The organism is Nitrincola salilacus (assembly GCF_046271865.1).
GTDB lineage: Bacteria > Pseudomonadota > Gammaproteobacteria > Pseudomonadales > Balneatricaceae > Nitrincola > Nitrincola salilacus.
This window is the reverse complement of the sequence record NZ_CP176580.1, coordinates 2,778,429-2,791,606: the sequence shown is the minus strand read 5'-3', so window position 1 is coordinate 2,791,606 and position 13,178 is coordinate 2,778,429. Positions and strand designations below refer to the sequence as shown.

At 51.1% G+C, this 13,178-nt stretch carries 11 protein-coding genes and 1 tRNA gene; 5 read left to right on the top strand and 7 right to left on the bottom strand.

All coding sequences use genetic code 11. The annotated features are described in order from the left end of the window. Positions 1-45: 45 nt before the first annotated feature. Positions 46-1,236: a diguanylate cyclase domain-containing protein gene (locus ACK3CJ_RS13115; RefSeq protein WP_409522664.1), complete on the bottom strand. Its 1,191-nt coding sequence runs from the start codon at positions 1,234-1,236 to the stop codon at positions 46-48. 113 nt (positions 1,237-1,349) lie between these two features. Further along, the gene (locus ACK3CJ_RS13110) at positions 1,350-2,537 is read right to left on the bottom strand and encodes a pyridoxal phosphate-dependent aminotransferase (RefSeq protein WP_409522663.1); all 1,188 of its coding nucleotides are present in this window, start codon (positions 2,535-2,537) and stop codon (positions 1,350-1,352) included. Positions 2,538-2,759: 222 nt separating this feature from the next. On the opposite strand from ACK3CJ_RS13110, the gene uvrB reads away from it, so the two are divergent. Next, a complete protein-coding gene (gene uvrB / locus ACK3CJ_RS13105) occupies positions 2,760-4,781 on the top strand; it encodes an excinuclease ABC subunit UvrB (protein WP_409522662.1) in 2,022 nt (673 codons plus the stop codon). 84 nt (positions 4,782-4,865) lie between these two features. Further along, a complete protein-coding gene (locus ACK3CJ_RS13100) occupies positions 4,866-6,419 on the top strand; it encodes a sensor domain-containing diguanylate cyclase (protein WP_409522661.1) in 1,554 nt (517 codons plus the stop codon). An 87-nt stretch (positions 6,420-6,506) separates the two neighbouring features. Here ACK3CJ_RS13100 and ACK3CJ_RS13095 read toward each other — a convergent pair. After that, positions 6,507-6,583: transfer RNA gene (locus ACK3CJ_RS13095), tRNA-Val, on the bottom strand. Between the two features lie 235 nt (positions 6,584-6,818). Here ACK3CJ_RS13095 and ACK3CJ_RS13090 point away from each other — a divergent pair. Further along, the gene (locus ACK3CJ_RS13090; protein ID WP_409522660.1) at positions 6,819-7,700 is read left to right on the top strand and encodes an alpha/beta fold hydrolase; all 882 of its coding nucleotides are present in this window, start codon (positions 6,819-6,821) and stop codon (positions 7,698-7,700) included. Positions 7,701-7,705: 5 nt separating this feature from the next. Here ACK3CJ_RS13090 and ACK3CJ_RS13085 read toward each other — a convergent pair whose 3' ends face one another. After that, a complete protein-coding gene (locus tag ACK3CJ_RS13085; protein WP_409522659.1) occupies positions 7,706-7,843 on the bottom strand; it encodes a hypothetical protein in 138 nt (45 codons plus the stop codon). A 126-nt stretch (positions 7,844-7,969) separates the two neighbouring features. Here ACK3CJ_RS13085 and ACK3CJ_RS13080 point away from each other — a divergent pair, with 126 nt between their 5' ends. Both ACK3CJ_RS13080 and ACK3CJ_RS13075 read left to right on the top strand, forming a co-directional pair. Next, a complete protein-coding gene (locus tag ACK3CJ_RS13080) occupies positions 7,970-8,236 on the top strand; it encodes a hypothetical protein (protein WP_409522658.1) in 267 nt (88 codons plus the stop codon). 468 nt (positions 8,237-8,704) lie between these two features. After that, positions 8,705-10,321: a diguanylate cyclase gene (locus ACK3CJ_RS13075; RefSeq protein WP_409522657.1), complete on the top strand. Its 1,617-nt coding sequence runs from the start codon at positions 8,705-8,707 to the stop codon at positions 10,319-10,321. Positions 10,322-10,360: 39 nt separating this feature from the next. On the opposite strand, the gene ACK3CJ_RS13070 is transcribed toward ACK3CJ_RS13075, so the two are convergent. The 3 genes from ACK3CJ_RS13070 to ACK3CJ_RS13060 are packed head-to-tail and all read right to left on the bottom strand — an operon-like array spanning position 10,361 to position 13,150. After that, on the bottom strand, positions 10,361-11,188 hold the full coding sequence (locus ACK3CJ_RS13070) for an ABC transporter permease (RefSeq protein ID WP_409522656.1): 828 nt from the start codon (positions 11,186-11,188) through the stop codon (positions 10,361-10,363). After that, positions 11,185-12,072, bottom strand: coding sequence for an ABC transporter permease (locus ACK3CJ_RS13065; RefSeq protein WP_409522654.1), 888 nt, complete (start codon positions 12,070-12,072; stop codon positions 11,185-11,187). Before ACK3CJ_RS13065 ends, ACK3CJ_RS13070 begins: the two co-directional genes overlap by 4 nt. After that, positions 12,065-13,150, bottom strand: coding sequence for an ABC transporter ATP-binding protein (locus ACK3CJ_RS13060; protein ID WP_409522653.1), 1,086 nt, complete (start codon positions 13,148-13,150; stop codon positions 12,065-12,067). The genes ACK3CJ_RS13065 and ACK3CJ_RS13060 overlap by 8 nt, the downstream gene beginning before the upstream one ends. Positions 13,151-13,178: the final 28 nt, after the last annotated feature.

Here is a 13,178-nt window from a genome sequence, read left to right as displayed (position 1 = left end):
TAATGGAGTGAAATTTTTACCGTCTTTTTTAGTGTAATTTTAAAATCAGGAGTCTGTTTGACTCTTTTCGTTTATGCGCTGATCAGCCAATAACATCAAAGCCTTACTGCTTCCATGGGTTTCGCTGAGCTGTGCCATTGCGAAAATGGTCGTCAATTCGGGTGATTGCTTTTGCAGTTCATGCATCACCTTATCCAGTCGCTTTGCGACAGGTGGTGCTCTGTCAGTGATCGGCATCAACATGACAAACTCGGTGCCGCCGAAGAAGTAAACTTGATCTTTACGCCGGCAGATGTTGAGTAGTTCATGAGAAAACGCTTTCAGGAGCACATCAGACTGAAGCCTGGTGCCAGGCATATTATCCAATGGAAGGTTCTTCAGATTGATCAGAGCAATCAGGCAATCCTGCTTATCTTGCCGATAGTGCTCAGCTGCTTGCTGAAGTGCCAGATCAAATCGTCGACGTCCTGGCAGACCCGTCAGCATATCAAGAGGTTCGTTGCAGGACTCCTGTGCACCGAAACTTTTTGGTGCTGCGGCCAGGAAAGCGGCCAGCAGATCCGCGGCACACCCGATCAGTTGGTTGGCAATATCGATAGATGCATGGTCGGGTGGTCCCCAGGCTGCAATGTGGCCAATGGCTTTCTGTGAAGGCAGATCGATACGATGACCAAGCAATGCACAGTCTCTCTGGCCGATCAGCAGATCATCAAGCGGGAAGTGAGATGTGCTGGTCTGCATGTGTGATGTGATACCGTCGCTTTCATAGAGTGCAAAGGCCGCACTGCCAGCCATAATCTGATGGCGGGGAGGTTGAAGCGAGCCACTTTGCCACAGACCAAGAAGGTCGAGCGATTTGGCTGATTTGCGCTTGGCGACGACGCAACCCTGCCAGCCCAGCAAAGGACCAAGAATCCGCGCGGTGGTATTGAAAGGATCGCCACCGGCCTGAAGTGCGGGTAAGAGCTGCAGCATTAATGTGCGTTGCAGGTTCGGGTCTTTCTCCGGATAGCCGATGATGGCAGTATGTTTTCCGGCTCTCAGGCGTTGAAGCTGCAAGGTGTCGAGTTGCAGTAAGGGGTTGTTTTTTTCTTCGATCCACTGTTGGATCTGATGTTTGTGATCAACAGTCAACTGCTCATAGGCTTCGTTGGTGCAGATCTCTTTGCCGGGTGTTCGCAATAAGAAGGGCAGCTGCATTCCGGCAAAAAGTCTGGACAGGGTCTTTCGCTTCATGCGCGGCTCACTTTATATCGGTTGAATGGAGGATCCTGCTGAAAATGCGCCGACTCTTGCGAGGTCGGCGCATTACGGGGCTTAACTATCCTTTAATGCTTAACATGTAATGCTTAGCTTGCCAGTGCGTTTTTGATCCGCGCCAGTGCGTCCTGCAGCATCTCCATGCTGGTCGCAAATGACAAACGCAGGTTACCGGGTGCACCGAAGGCGGAACCTGGCACCAGTGCTACGCCCGCTTCCAGCAGCAGATACTCTGCCAGAGCGATATCATCAGCAAACTCAGGTCGAGCGTCGATCACCTTCTGGAAGCTCGGGAACGCATAGAAGGTGCCATCTGCAGGCAGACACTCCACTCCCTCTATCTCATTCAGCGCAGCAACCACAAAATCATGGCGCTTCTTGAATGCACGGACCATCTCAGCTACGCACTCCTGAGGACCATCCAGTGCAGCCTGAGCGGCCACCTGAGCGATGGAGTTGGGATTGGAGGTGCTCTGCGACTGAACTTTTTTCATCGCCCCGATCAACTTGGCAGGGCCCGCGGCATAACCGATACGCCAGCCTGTCATGGAGTAGGCTTTGGACACACCATTGAGCACGATGGTCTGATCATAGAGCTCCGGGCAGGCATTCAGGATATTGCAAAATGGCTGGCCGTCGAACAGTGTATGCTCATACATGTCATCGGTGGCGATCAGCACATCAGGATACTGCTTGAGCACCTCGCCCAGTGCCTTGAGTTCGTCCAGCGTGTAGGCGATACCGGATGGGTTGGACGGGCTGTTAAGTACAACCAGACGGGTTTTCGGTGTGATCGCACTCTGCAACTGCTCAGCGGTGATCTTGAAATTCTGTTCCTGAGTGGTGGTCAGAATCACGGGCGTGCCGTCTGCAACCAGTACCATATCGGGGTAGGAGACCCAGTAAGGCGCGGGAATGATTACTTCATCACCGGCGTTGAGCAGGGCCAGAGACAGGTTGAAGAAGCTCTGCTTACCGCCACTGGATACCAGAATCTGATTCGGCGCGTACTCAAGACCATTATCGCGCTTGAACTTGGCAATAATCGACTTCTTCAGTGCAGGTGTTCCATCCACGGCGGTATATTTGGTAATACCGTCATTGATCGCCTTGATTGCAGCATCCTTGATATGCTGCGGTGTGTCGAAATCGGGTTCCCCGGCGCCCAGGCCGATAATATTCTTACCTTCAGCCTTGAGCTCTGCCGCACGGTTGGTGACGGCCAGAGTGGGGGAGGGTTTGATGCTGTTTACACGGGTGGAAAGCTGCACGTCCAAGCCTGAATCCTCATAAGTTATCGAGTGCACATGATCCGAAATGATCATGCAGAGCATACAGGAATGGCAGGCGACTCTGAATCCCCAGACCCCCTTATTCCAGTAACTTTTTTACGCACTTTACAGATGTAAGTCGGTCTCATCAGGTTAGGCTGACGAGGTGATTTTGCGTATACTGTTTTGTCTGTCAGAGTCGAGCGATATTAGTGAAAGGAGTTGCGCGTGAAACAGCGCTTCAAAGTACATTCCAGTTTCAAACCGGCGGGCGATCAACCGGCAGCCATCGAGGCACTGATCGATGGAATTGAATCAGGTCTGGCATCACAGACACTGCTTGGTGTAACCGGCTCCGGCAAAACCTTCACGATTGCGAATGTGATTGCGGCTGTTCAGCGGCCCACGCTGGTGATGGTGCACAACAAGACCCTTGCTGCTCAGCTTTATGGCGAGTTCAAGGAGTTCTTTCCGGATAACTCCGTCGAGTACTTTGTTTCCTATTACGACTATTACCAGCCCGAAGCCTATGTGCCATCTTCAGACACCTTTATCGAGAAGGATGCATCGGTTAATGATCATATAGAGCAGATGCGTCTGTCTGCGACCAAAGCTCTGCTGGAGCGCGAAGATGCCATCATCGTGGCAACGGTTTCTGCGATCTATGGTCTGGGTGATCCCAAGTCCTATCTGTCTATGATGTTGCATCTGGATCGTGGCGATCGGGTGGATCAGCGCACGTTGCTGCGCCGTCTGGCCGAGCTGCAATACACACGTAATGATGTTGAATTGCACCGTGGTACCTATCGGGTGCGGGGCGATGTGATTGATGTGTTCCCGGCAGAATCCGAGTATGAAGCGGTGCGCATTGAGCTGTTTGATGAGGAGATCGAGCAGATCAGCTATTTTGATCCGCTGACAGGTGAGCTGCTGCGTCGTGTACCGCGCGCCACCATCTACCCGAAAACTCACTATGTGACACCGCGCGACAAACTGCTCGGTGCAACGGAGCTGATCAAGGTGGAGCTGCACGAGAGGCTGGAGCAGCTGCGCAGCAATAACAAGCTGGTGGAGGCGCAGCGACTTGAGCAGCGTACGCTTTATGATATTGAGATGATCATGGAACTGGGCTACTGCCCCGGGATAGAGAACTATTCCCGCTACCTGTCCGGTCGGGATGATGGTCAGGCGCCTCCGACTCTGTTTGATTATCTGCCGGATAACTCGCTGTTGGTAATAGACGAATCGCATGTCACGGTGCCGCAGATCGGCGCCATGTTCCGTGGTGACCGCTCGCGCAAGGAAACGCTGGTCGAGTATGGTTTCAGGCTGCCATCGGCGCTGGACAACCGACCGATGAAGTTTGAAGAGTGGGAAGAGGCCGCGCCGCAGATGATTTTTGTGTCGGCCACACCCAGCAAGTATGAGGCGGCCAATGCACAGCAGATCGTGGAGCAGGTGGTGCGCCCGACCGGATTGATCGATCCGATGGTTGAAGTGCGACCTGCCAGCACTCAGGTAGACGATCTGCTGGGTGAGATTCGACTGGTTACTGAGCGCAAGGAGCGCGTGATTGTTACGGTACTGACCAAGCGAATGGCCGAGGATCTGACCGAATATCTGGCCGATAACGGTGTACGTGTGCGCTATCTGCACTCGGATATTGATACCGTGGAGCGTGTTGAGATCATCCGTGACCTGCGTATTGGCGAGTTTGATGTTCTGGTGGGGATCAACCTGTTGCGTGAAGGGATCGATATGCCGGAGGTATCACTGGTAACGATTCTGGATGCGGATAAAGAGGGGTTCCTGCGTTCTGAAACCTCCATGATCCAGACCATCGGGCGTGCAGCACGTAACCTCAATGGTCGCGCTATCCTCTACGCTGATCGCATTACCGGGTCGATGCAGCGTGCCATGGATGAAACTGAACGGCGTCGTAACAAGCAGATCGCCTTCAACAAGGAAAACAACATCACGCCGGTCGGGATATTCAAATCCGTGGCCGACATCATGGAAGGCGCACATACTCCAGGCCATCGCAAAACCGGCCGGGGACTCAAGAAGGTGGCGGAAGCCGATGCTGAATACCGGGTGGATGAAGTGGGTATGACAGGCAAGGAGATGGCCCGCGCGCTCAGTGATCTGGAAGATAAAATGTATCTGGCGGCGAAAAATCTGGAGTTTGAGAAAGCGGCACGTTACAGGGATGAGCTGCAGAGGTTGAAGCACAGTGCGCTGGTGGATTAGATAGTAGCTGTGATTTAGGTGGTTGATATGTAGGCAAACTTATTTATAGTAGATCAACCTCAATAGACTGTCGGGATTGTCTGCATGAATCAAGATGCAAGCTGGCGCGAAAAATATAAAAAACTGGCGCGGGAGTTTGAGGTGTTGGAAAAGCAGCAGAATCGGGCTGCCGACCAATCAAAACAGCTATTCCAGGCGATGGCGCTTGGCATGCAGGGTGCAAACGCAGATCTGGATAGTTCTCTGGCTCGGTTGAATCAGCATTTTTCCGAGGGTGAGCAGGTTGAGTTGAAGCCTGTGATCAAAGAGATCATGCGTCACTCAAGAGATGCAGATTCAAAAAAGGTCAGAATCTCTGATGAGCTGCGCAACACGCTGACGGACTGGTCACGTCAGATTGAAAAGCTCGACAGGGATAAGGCAAAGGCCGACGCTTTATCTGATATTCTGGTTCAACTGCCCGAAGCAACCGAGGCGCTTTATTCTGTATCGCCTCTGGTCAAACGCTTGGTGCAGCTTCAGGATAGCTTGTTAGCTGTTGCGCTGGCAGATACGGGAGCCTCTCAGGCTAAGGGTGGAGATAAGGCTGCCTTTTCACGAAAAGTGACCAAGGAGGTTGTGCAATGGCTGACACAACTGACCTCAGCCTTACAGAAAGTAGGAGCAGATGATCAGCTCGTGCAGCAGGTCGTCAATCAACTCTCTGGTCTGAGTGATCCGCAGAAAATTGCAGGTGTTATCGCTGATCTGGTACGACTGGTACAGCAGCTTGAACCTGATATGACACAGGAGTTTGAGGACTATCTGCTGAGTCTGAATGAGCAACTGGGGGTGGTTGAGCAGTTCCTGATCGAGAATCGTCATGCAGAGCATCAAGCCTTGCTGGAGCACAAGGAACTGGAGAAGGCACTGCGCCGTGATGTCAATGTGATCCACAGCAGTGTCAAGTCGTCTAAAGACCTGAATGCACTGAAGGTATCGGTTACCAGTCAACTGGCAAAAATTGTCCGAACGATGGACAACTATCGCAAAGGCGAAACTGATCGCGAAGGGCAGCTTCAGGCGCGATACGACAAGCTGCTGGAAAAGGTACGCTCAATGGAAGTTGAGTCGGAGCATATCAAGGCTCGCATCGAAGAGGAGCAGCGACAGGCTCGGACAGATGTACTGACTGGCCTGCCTAATCGTCTTGCCTATATTGATCAGGTTAAAGCAGAGCTTGCGCGTACAGCGCGTTACGGAGCGCCTTTCAGTTTCTGTGTGGCTGATATTGATCATTTTAAACCTGTTAACGATCAGTATGGCCACCCCGCAGGTGACAAGCTTTTATCTCTGCTTTCCAAGACACTCAGGCGCGAGTTGCGTGAAACTGATTTCGTGGCACGTATAGGCGGTGAGGAGTTTGCTTTTATCTTTACCAACACTCAACTGGAGCAGGCGAAGCAAGTCGCCGAAAAGCTGCGTGAAGCGGTGCAGGCCAGCCCCTTTCATTTTCAAGGTACTCCGATCACTATCACCATGTCTTTCGGATTGGTCGAGGTTTCAGGTGGGGAGAGTGCTGACGAATTGTATGCTCGTGCTGACCGCTTGCTATATCAGGCCAAGGGCAGTGGACGGAATTGTGTGGCCATAGAGTAATGGATGTTCAAGGGAGTGGATGCCGTTCGTACCAATACCAAAAAAACAGCCGCCCAGTTAAACTGAAAGCGGCTGTCTTTACGAATTTGGTAGGACTAAGCGGACTCGAACCGCTGACCCCCACCATGTCAAGGTGGTGCTCTAACCAACTGAGCTATAGTCCTGAAACGTGGTGCGTATTATATAGGGTTGTTTATTGCTTGCAACACTTTTACAACAAAAGTCGGCAAAAATACCAATTGCATAAATAGTGTACAAGTCGTTGATAGTTCCTGACTAATTACTGATCAGTCTGACGCTCGCAGATGCTGGAATACACAAGTGTGCTATGGTTCATAACAATAGTTGAATGTTCCTGAACCGACATGGCGTGGGAGCTATTGTAAGGAGAGCGCCCCTATGTTTACCGACTTTGAAGAGCGGGACTTTACAGTCAATGGCATCAGAATTCATTGCAGGGTAGGTGGTAGCGGGCCTGGTTTGTTGCTGCTGCATGGGCATCCGCAGACCCATGTGATCTGGCATAAGGTGGTGAGTGTACTGGCCAGGCACTTTACAGTCGTTGCACCAGATCTGCGGGGCTATGGAGATAGCGAAAAGCCATTGGCGTCTGAAGGTCACGTCGCTCACTCCAAGCGCGTAATGGCGCAGGATCAGGTAGAGCTGATGCGTGAACTTGGCTTTGATTCCTTCTCTGTGCTGGCGCATGATCGGGGTGCTCGCGTAGCTCATCGCATGGGGTTGGATCATCCGGATCTGATCAGACGTATGATCCTGCTGGATATTGCGCCGACATTAGCCATGTATGAGCAGACAGATCTGGCGTTCGCATCAGCCTACTGGCACTGGTTCTTCCTGATAAGACCAGCGCCTCTGCCGGAAAGATTGATTGAGGCTGATCCTGAGCTTTTTCTGAGAAGCTGTATGGGAACGCGCAGTGCAGGGATGACACCTTTCACCGATGCTGCGTTTGCGGAATACCTGCGTTGCATCAGGTTGCCCGGAACCGCAACTGGCATCTGTGAAGACTACCGTGCCAGCGCCAGTATTGATCTTGAATATGATCGTGCTGATCGAGGAGCTGGAATCAGGCTGAAATGTCCATTGTTGGTTATGTGGGGCGCGCAGGGGATAATCGGTCGTTGCTTTGATCCACTGAAAGAGTGGCAGAAGGTTGCTGTTGATGTGCAAGGACACGCACTTCCATCAGGACACTATATTGCTGAAGAGATACCTGAGCAGTTACTTGAGGCTACTTTGCCTTTTCTGCTTGAATCCTGATGTCATCAGTTGATGGTTCGGTCAGCAGCTTTAGGCTTGGCATCAGATAAAGGAACTGCCCCTTTGCTGTTGCCTCCAGCTGTAATATACTGTGTATATTCCGCTGACAAGACCTGCACACAAACACCAGAATAGATATCCACCAATACTCCGATAACAGCAGGAGTGTGATCTGTTCTGTGAGCTCGTCGGTATGAAGAGATTATTTTCCAACTGTCCAGATTGACTAATCATAAACTGCTGTTTGTATAAGAGGGCAAAACATTATCATGTCAGATCCGATCATGGATTATCTGAGTTCATTTTCTGTGGATCAGCTCTGTGAAATTGCTACAAGGATTGAGTCTGTTGCGGCGAAAAAACGTCAGGCAGAGCTGGAGGAAGAGCAGCGTAAAGAGTTGGCTGATAAGCAACCAGCGGAGAGTAACTTCAGAGTACCTAAAACGCCCTCTGCTGGTAAAATTGAAGAGCTCGCGAGCTCATTGGATCTGGATATCAGTCAATTGATGAAAGAAGCCAAGGCTTGGTCACGCTGAAAATGTCCCGGTTTCAATATCCTGGAAGCATTACAAAAGCAGCTCAATTGCAGCTTTAAGCTCAGCATAATCTTGCTTGGTTGTGCTTGGAAATACAGCTGTAACCTTGCCGTCTCGATCTATCAGATATTTATAAAAGTTCCAGCGTGGAACTGGTGATTGTTTAGCCAGTTCCTTTCGGGCTATGCATGTGATCTATCCATCCAGTCGACACTGGTTTTCAGCTCAAAAGTGAGAGGAGAGTGCCGCATTTAGCTACATTATCTTTATGATGAAGGTGATCAGGCTCTTCTCGTGCAAATTAGATATTAACAATATATCTAGTTGAAATCAGTAGCTGAATGGACGTTATGCGTACAGACGATAAAAAATGAGGCATAATAACAATAATTGTGGCAATACCTTGATAACGCTTGATTTGCACAAGGAATAGCATGCTTACCACCTACATTCACAGGCGCGGATGAGATGACTCATTGGGTGACAAGCATCGTCAGGCTGATCCTGATCGGTAGTCTGGTCGTCTTTATACCAAATGTAGCAGCGGAGTCTGATCTGACCTCTGTTCGCTTGCAGCTTAAATGGACGCATCAGTTCCAGTTTGCTGGCTTTTATGCTGCCAGGCAGCAGGGGTACTATCGCGAAGCGGGCCTTGATGTGACCATCCTGGAGAATGAGCCTGAGCGTGATCCAACAGAGGTCGTGCTTTCGGGCGATGCTGAGTTCGGAGTGGCAACGTCTGGGTTGGCAATACATCGTGCAGAAGGCAAACCGGTCGTGGTGCTGGGTGTTATTTTTCAGCACTCTCCCTATGTTGTATTGGCCAGAACCGGCCATGATTTGCGAAGCGTCCATGAGCTGGCCGGAAAGCGATTGTTGCTTGAGGGGGGCGCAGAGGAGTTGATATCTTATCTGCGTATGGAGCGTGTACCACTCGAGAGTATTGAGATAGTTCCGCATGAGGGGGATGTTGCAGCTTTACTGGAAGGGCGTGTCGACGCCATGACTGCCTATACCACCACTGAACCCTTTCATCTACAGCGTGCCGGTTTTCCCTATCAGCTTCTCAACCCTCGCTCTTCGGGGATAGATTACTATGGCGATACGTTGTTCACGACAGAGGCTGTGCTGAAGCGAGATGAGGCGATGGTCAGAGCCTTTCGGGATGCCACGTTCAGAGGGTGGCGTTATGCGCTTGATAATACAGAAGAGATTATCGATCTTATCCTGGAAGACTATAACCCCGAGGCCAGTCGCGAAGCTTTGCGCTATGAAGCCCGCGAAATACAGCGGCTGATGATTGACTCTCTTGTGCCGCCGGGACATATGTATGAAGGGCGCTGGCGGCATATTGTAAATAGTTTTGCCGAGGCTGGCCTTATTTCGCCGGATTTCTCGCTTGAAGGTTTTTTGTACCTGCCTGAATATGAGGGTCAGAATCCTGCTAATCTTACAATGATCTATACCATCCTGTCGGTCTCGGTGATTATTTCAGTTTTGGCCAGCATTATCATGCTCTATTTTCATCGTCTTAATTATCGCATGAGGCTGGAGATCGAGGAGCGTACGCTTTTAGAGCAACGACTCAGAGAGTTGGCTCGCACAGACTTTTTGACTGGAGTGATGAATCGGCGCCATTTCATGGAGGTTGCTGAGCAGGAGGTCTCGCGCGCGCGACGTTATGATAAGTCTTTGTCTGTGCTGATGATCGATCTGGATCATTTCAAAGAGATCAATGATCTCTATGGTCATGCTGCTGGTGATCAGGTGTTGGTGGCTTTTGTGCGCGAATGCCTGAGGCTGCTACGAGATGAAGATTCGCTGGCTAGAATGGGCGGTGAGGAGTTTTCGATACTGCTGCCTGAAACCGCGCTGGAGCAGGCGCTCAAGGTGGCTGAAAAACTCCGCAAAGCGATAGAGTTTAACCCGATTGAACGAACGGGTGGGTCCTCTATTTCGTTAACCATGAGTGTGGGTTGCAGTGAGCTCAATGAAGAAAATAACGATATAGAAATGATGCTGTCGAAAGCGGATCAGGCGTTGTATCATGCCAAAAAAATGGGCCGTAACCGGATTGATAGCTGACAGTTACGACCCCTTGATAACGTTGAACAAACTCCCCTGTCAGTCTGCTGCTTCGGCCAGGGCTGCCTTCTGCTCGTCCATTCTGACTTCACGCCGACGTTTGATCTCGTAGATCGCCGCCAACAGAACGGTGATCACGATCAGTATCAGCCCCAGTGCATTGACGGCAGGCGTCAGCCCGGTCCTTACTTTGGATGCGATATAGACCGTCAGTGTTGTGTCATAGCCTTTGACGAACAGTGTCGTGTTGTAGTTCTCAAATGACTGCAGGAACGCGATTACACCTGCTGACAGTATCGCAGGCATAAGGTAAGGCAGGGTGATGCGCCTGAACACTTGCAGATGAGTCGCGCCAAGGCTGAAGGCGGCATTCTCCAGAGTACGGTCAAAGCGTTGCATACGCGCCAGTATCATCAGCATCACATAGGCAGCGATAAAAGTTGTCTGGGCGATGATAGTCAGGAAAATCCCGCCGCTGACACCCATGCTGCGCCAGAAGATCAGAGTTGAGATGCCGATGATCACGCCCGGCGTCAGCAGGGGTGAGAGCATCAGGCCATAGATGAAGTTCTTGCCGCCACCACGATAGGTAGAGAGGAACAGGGCGCAAGCGACACCGATAGGTACGGCAATCGCCAGTACACCGGCCGCGATAATGGCGCTGTTGCTCAGCGCCTGCCACATGCCGGAATCCTGCCACAGCTCTTCAAACCACTTCAGTGTGGTTCCGCGCCACGGAGAGATGGTCGGGAAACGGCTGTCATTGAAGGTCGCAGCCGACATGATGATCAATGGTGTGAACAGATAGAGAAAGAACAGCGTGATGTAGAAACGAATGCCCCATTTGAGGATGTTTTGTGAGCTCATCGTGCAATATCCCCCAAGCCAACCTTGAACAGCCGCATCACCAGGACGATAAAGCCGATACACAGAATCAGCAGGATAAAGGCATAAGCTGCTCCCTGATTCCAGTCGCCGCCCTCAAAGAACCAGTTGTAGATGATCTGTGTGAACCAACGGCTACCGGGCGAACCAAGCAGTGCCGGTACGGCATAACTGCCTGCCGAGAGCATAAACACCATGATGCAGCCAGTGGCAATACCGGGTTTGGCATGCGGGATGATAATGCGGTAGTGGGTTCTGATCACGCCGGAGCCGAGGTTTCTGGCGGCCTTGATCTGGTTGCCGTCGAGGCTTTCTATCGCATTATAGAGCGGAAAAACCATGAACAGGATATAGGCGTAGACCATGCCGATGATAACGCCGCCATCACCCGACAGAAAACGGATGGGTTTATCTATGAAGCCCATACCCAGCAGAAGAGCGTTCAATGGGCCGCGATAGGAGAGAATGATAAACCAGGAGAAGGTTCTCAGTATCTCATTGATCCAGAAGGGAATGAGCAGTAGTAGCACACATAGTGCTGCCTGGCGGGGTGTTGCAACTTTGGCCAGATAGTAGGCCAGGGGATAGCAGACAATCAAGGTGCAAAGAGTCACGAGTACACTTGACCAGATGGTTTTGAAAAAGATACTCAGATGGATCTGATTGTTGAACAGCGTGACATAGTTATTGAGAGAGTAGGTGTCATCCAACCCTCCTATCTGACTGGGTGGCAGGTTGGGCTTTAATGAGTAGTCGATCATCAGTACCTGGGGCAGAACGACCAGCATGACCAGCCAGAGCAGCATCAGCAACAGAATGCCGATGGCGACCATGGGGCCGAAACGGTCTGAGAGTTGCTTAAACATCGCTTTTACTCGACATGACGATGGCGTCCTGAGTATCAAACCCGAAGATCACCTGATTACCTGTTGCCAGATCACCAATGTTCACATCGCTGAGCAGTTGTGCTCTGATGGTGCTCTGAGTGTTGATAGGGGTGGCTTCCATCATCAGATAAGCACCCTCGAAGTTCAGTTCCTGAATTTTCGCCGTAAAACAGTTTTCCGTCATTTCGGTTCGACGATTGAGCAGCTCGGGTCGGATAAACAGCAGAGCGCTGTCTCCTGGGGCCAGGTTATGGACACTGAGCCCAGACAGCTGACCTAATACGCCACAATCCAGCGTGGCACGCTGGCCGTCAACGGCAATCACCTTGCCTTCCATGCGATTGTTCTCACCCACGAAGGATGCTGCAAAGGGGGTTGCCGGTGCGCGATACAGCGTGACCGGATCGGCAACCTGCTGCAGTTTACCTGCTGACATTACGCCGACTCTATCGGACATGGTCAGCGCTTCACCCTGATCGTGTGTGATGTAGATAAAAGTGATGCCAGTCTTACGCTGAATCTCTTTCAATTCGGTGCGCATGTGCTGACGCAGTTTGAGATCCAAGGCCGACAGGGGCTCATCCAGTAGTAATACTCTGGGCTCAACCGCCAGAGCGCGGGCAATGGCGATACGCTGTTTCTGCCCACCTGACAGGTCGCTGATACGCTTGTCACGGCACTCAGGCAGAGCCACCAGGTTAAGCAGGCGGTCGGATACTTTTTTACGTTCTGCTTTTTTGATGCCCCGGACTTCAAGGCCAAACTCAATGTTCTCTGCAACGGTCATCAAAGGGAAGAGCGCGAGATTCTGAAAGATCATTGAAGTTGGTCGCTTATTGGCGGACACACGGCGCATATCTTCGCCACCGATGCGAACAGTGCCTTCAGTAGGGTCAAGAAAACCACTGATCATGTTGAGAATAGTCGTTTTACCACAGCCTGATGGGCCTAGAAAACTGAAGAATTCGCCTGATTCGATTTTCAGGTCTGTTTTTTGAACGGCAACAAAGTTGTCGAACTGCATCATGACATTATCAAGATGAACACTGCTATCCATAAAGTCTTACACCGGGTAGGTAGGACAT

Excerpts from the sequence above, each read along its gene's own strand:
- ACK3CJ_RS13115 (WP_409522664.1), bottom strand. The coding sequence starts at position 1,236 with ATGAAGCGAAAGACCCTGTCCAGACTTTTTGCCGGAATGCAGCTGCCC.
- ACK3CJ_RS13100 (WP_409522661.1), top strand. The coding sequence starts at position 4,866 with ATGAATCAAGATGCAAGCTGGCGCGAAAAATATAAAAAACTGGCGCGG.
- ACK3CJ_RS13090 (WP_409522660.1), top strand. The coding sequence starts at position 6,819 with ATGTTTACCGACTTTGAAGAGCGGGACTTTACAGTCAATGGCATCAGA.
- ACK3CJ_RS13080 (WP_409522658.1), top strand. The coding sequence starts at position 7,970 with ATGTCAGATCCGATCATGGATTATCTGAGTTCATTTTCTGTGGATCAG.
- ACK3CJ_RS13075 (WP_409522657.1), top strand. The coding sequence starts at position 8,705 with ATGACTCATTGGGTGACAAGCATCGTCAGGCTGATCCTGATCGGTAGT.
- ACK3CJ_RS13070 (WP_409522656.1), bottom strand. The coding sequence starts at position 11,188 with ATGAGCTCACAAAACATCCTCAAATGGGGCATTCGTTTCTACATCACG.
- ACK3CJ_RS13065 (WP_409522654.1), bottom strand. The coding sequence starts at position 12,072 with ATGTTTAAGCAACTCTCAGACCGTTTCGGCCCCATGGTCGCCATCGGC.
- ACK3CJ_RS13060 (WP_409522653.1), bottom strand. The coding sequence starts at position 13,150 with ATGGATAGCAGTGTTCATCTTGATAATGTCATGATGCAGTTCGACAAC.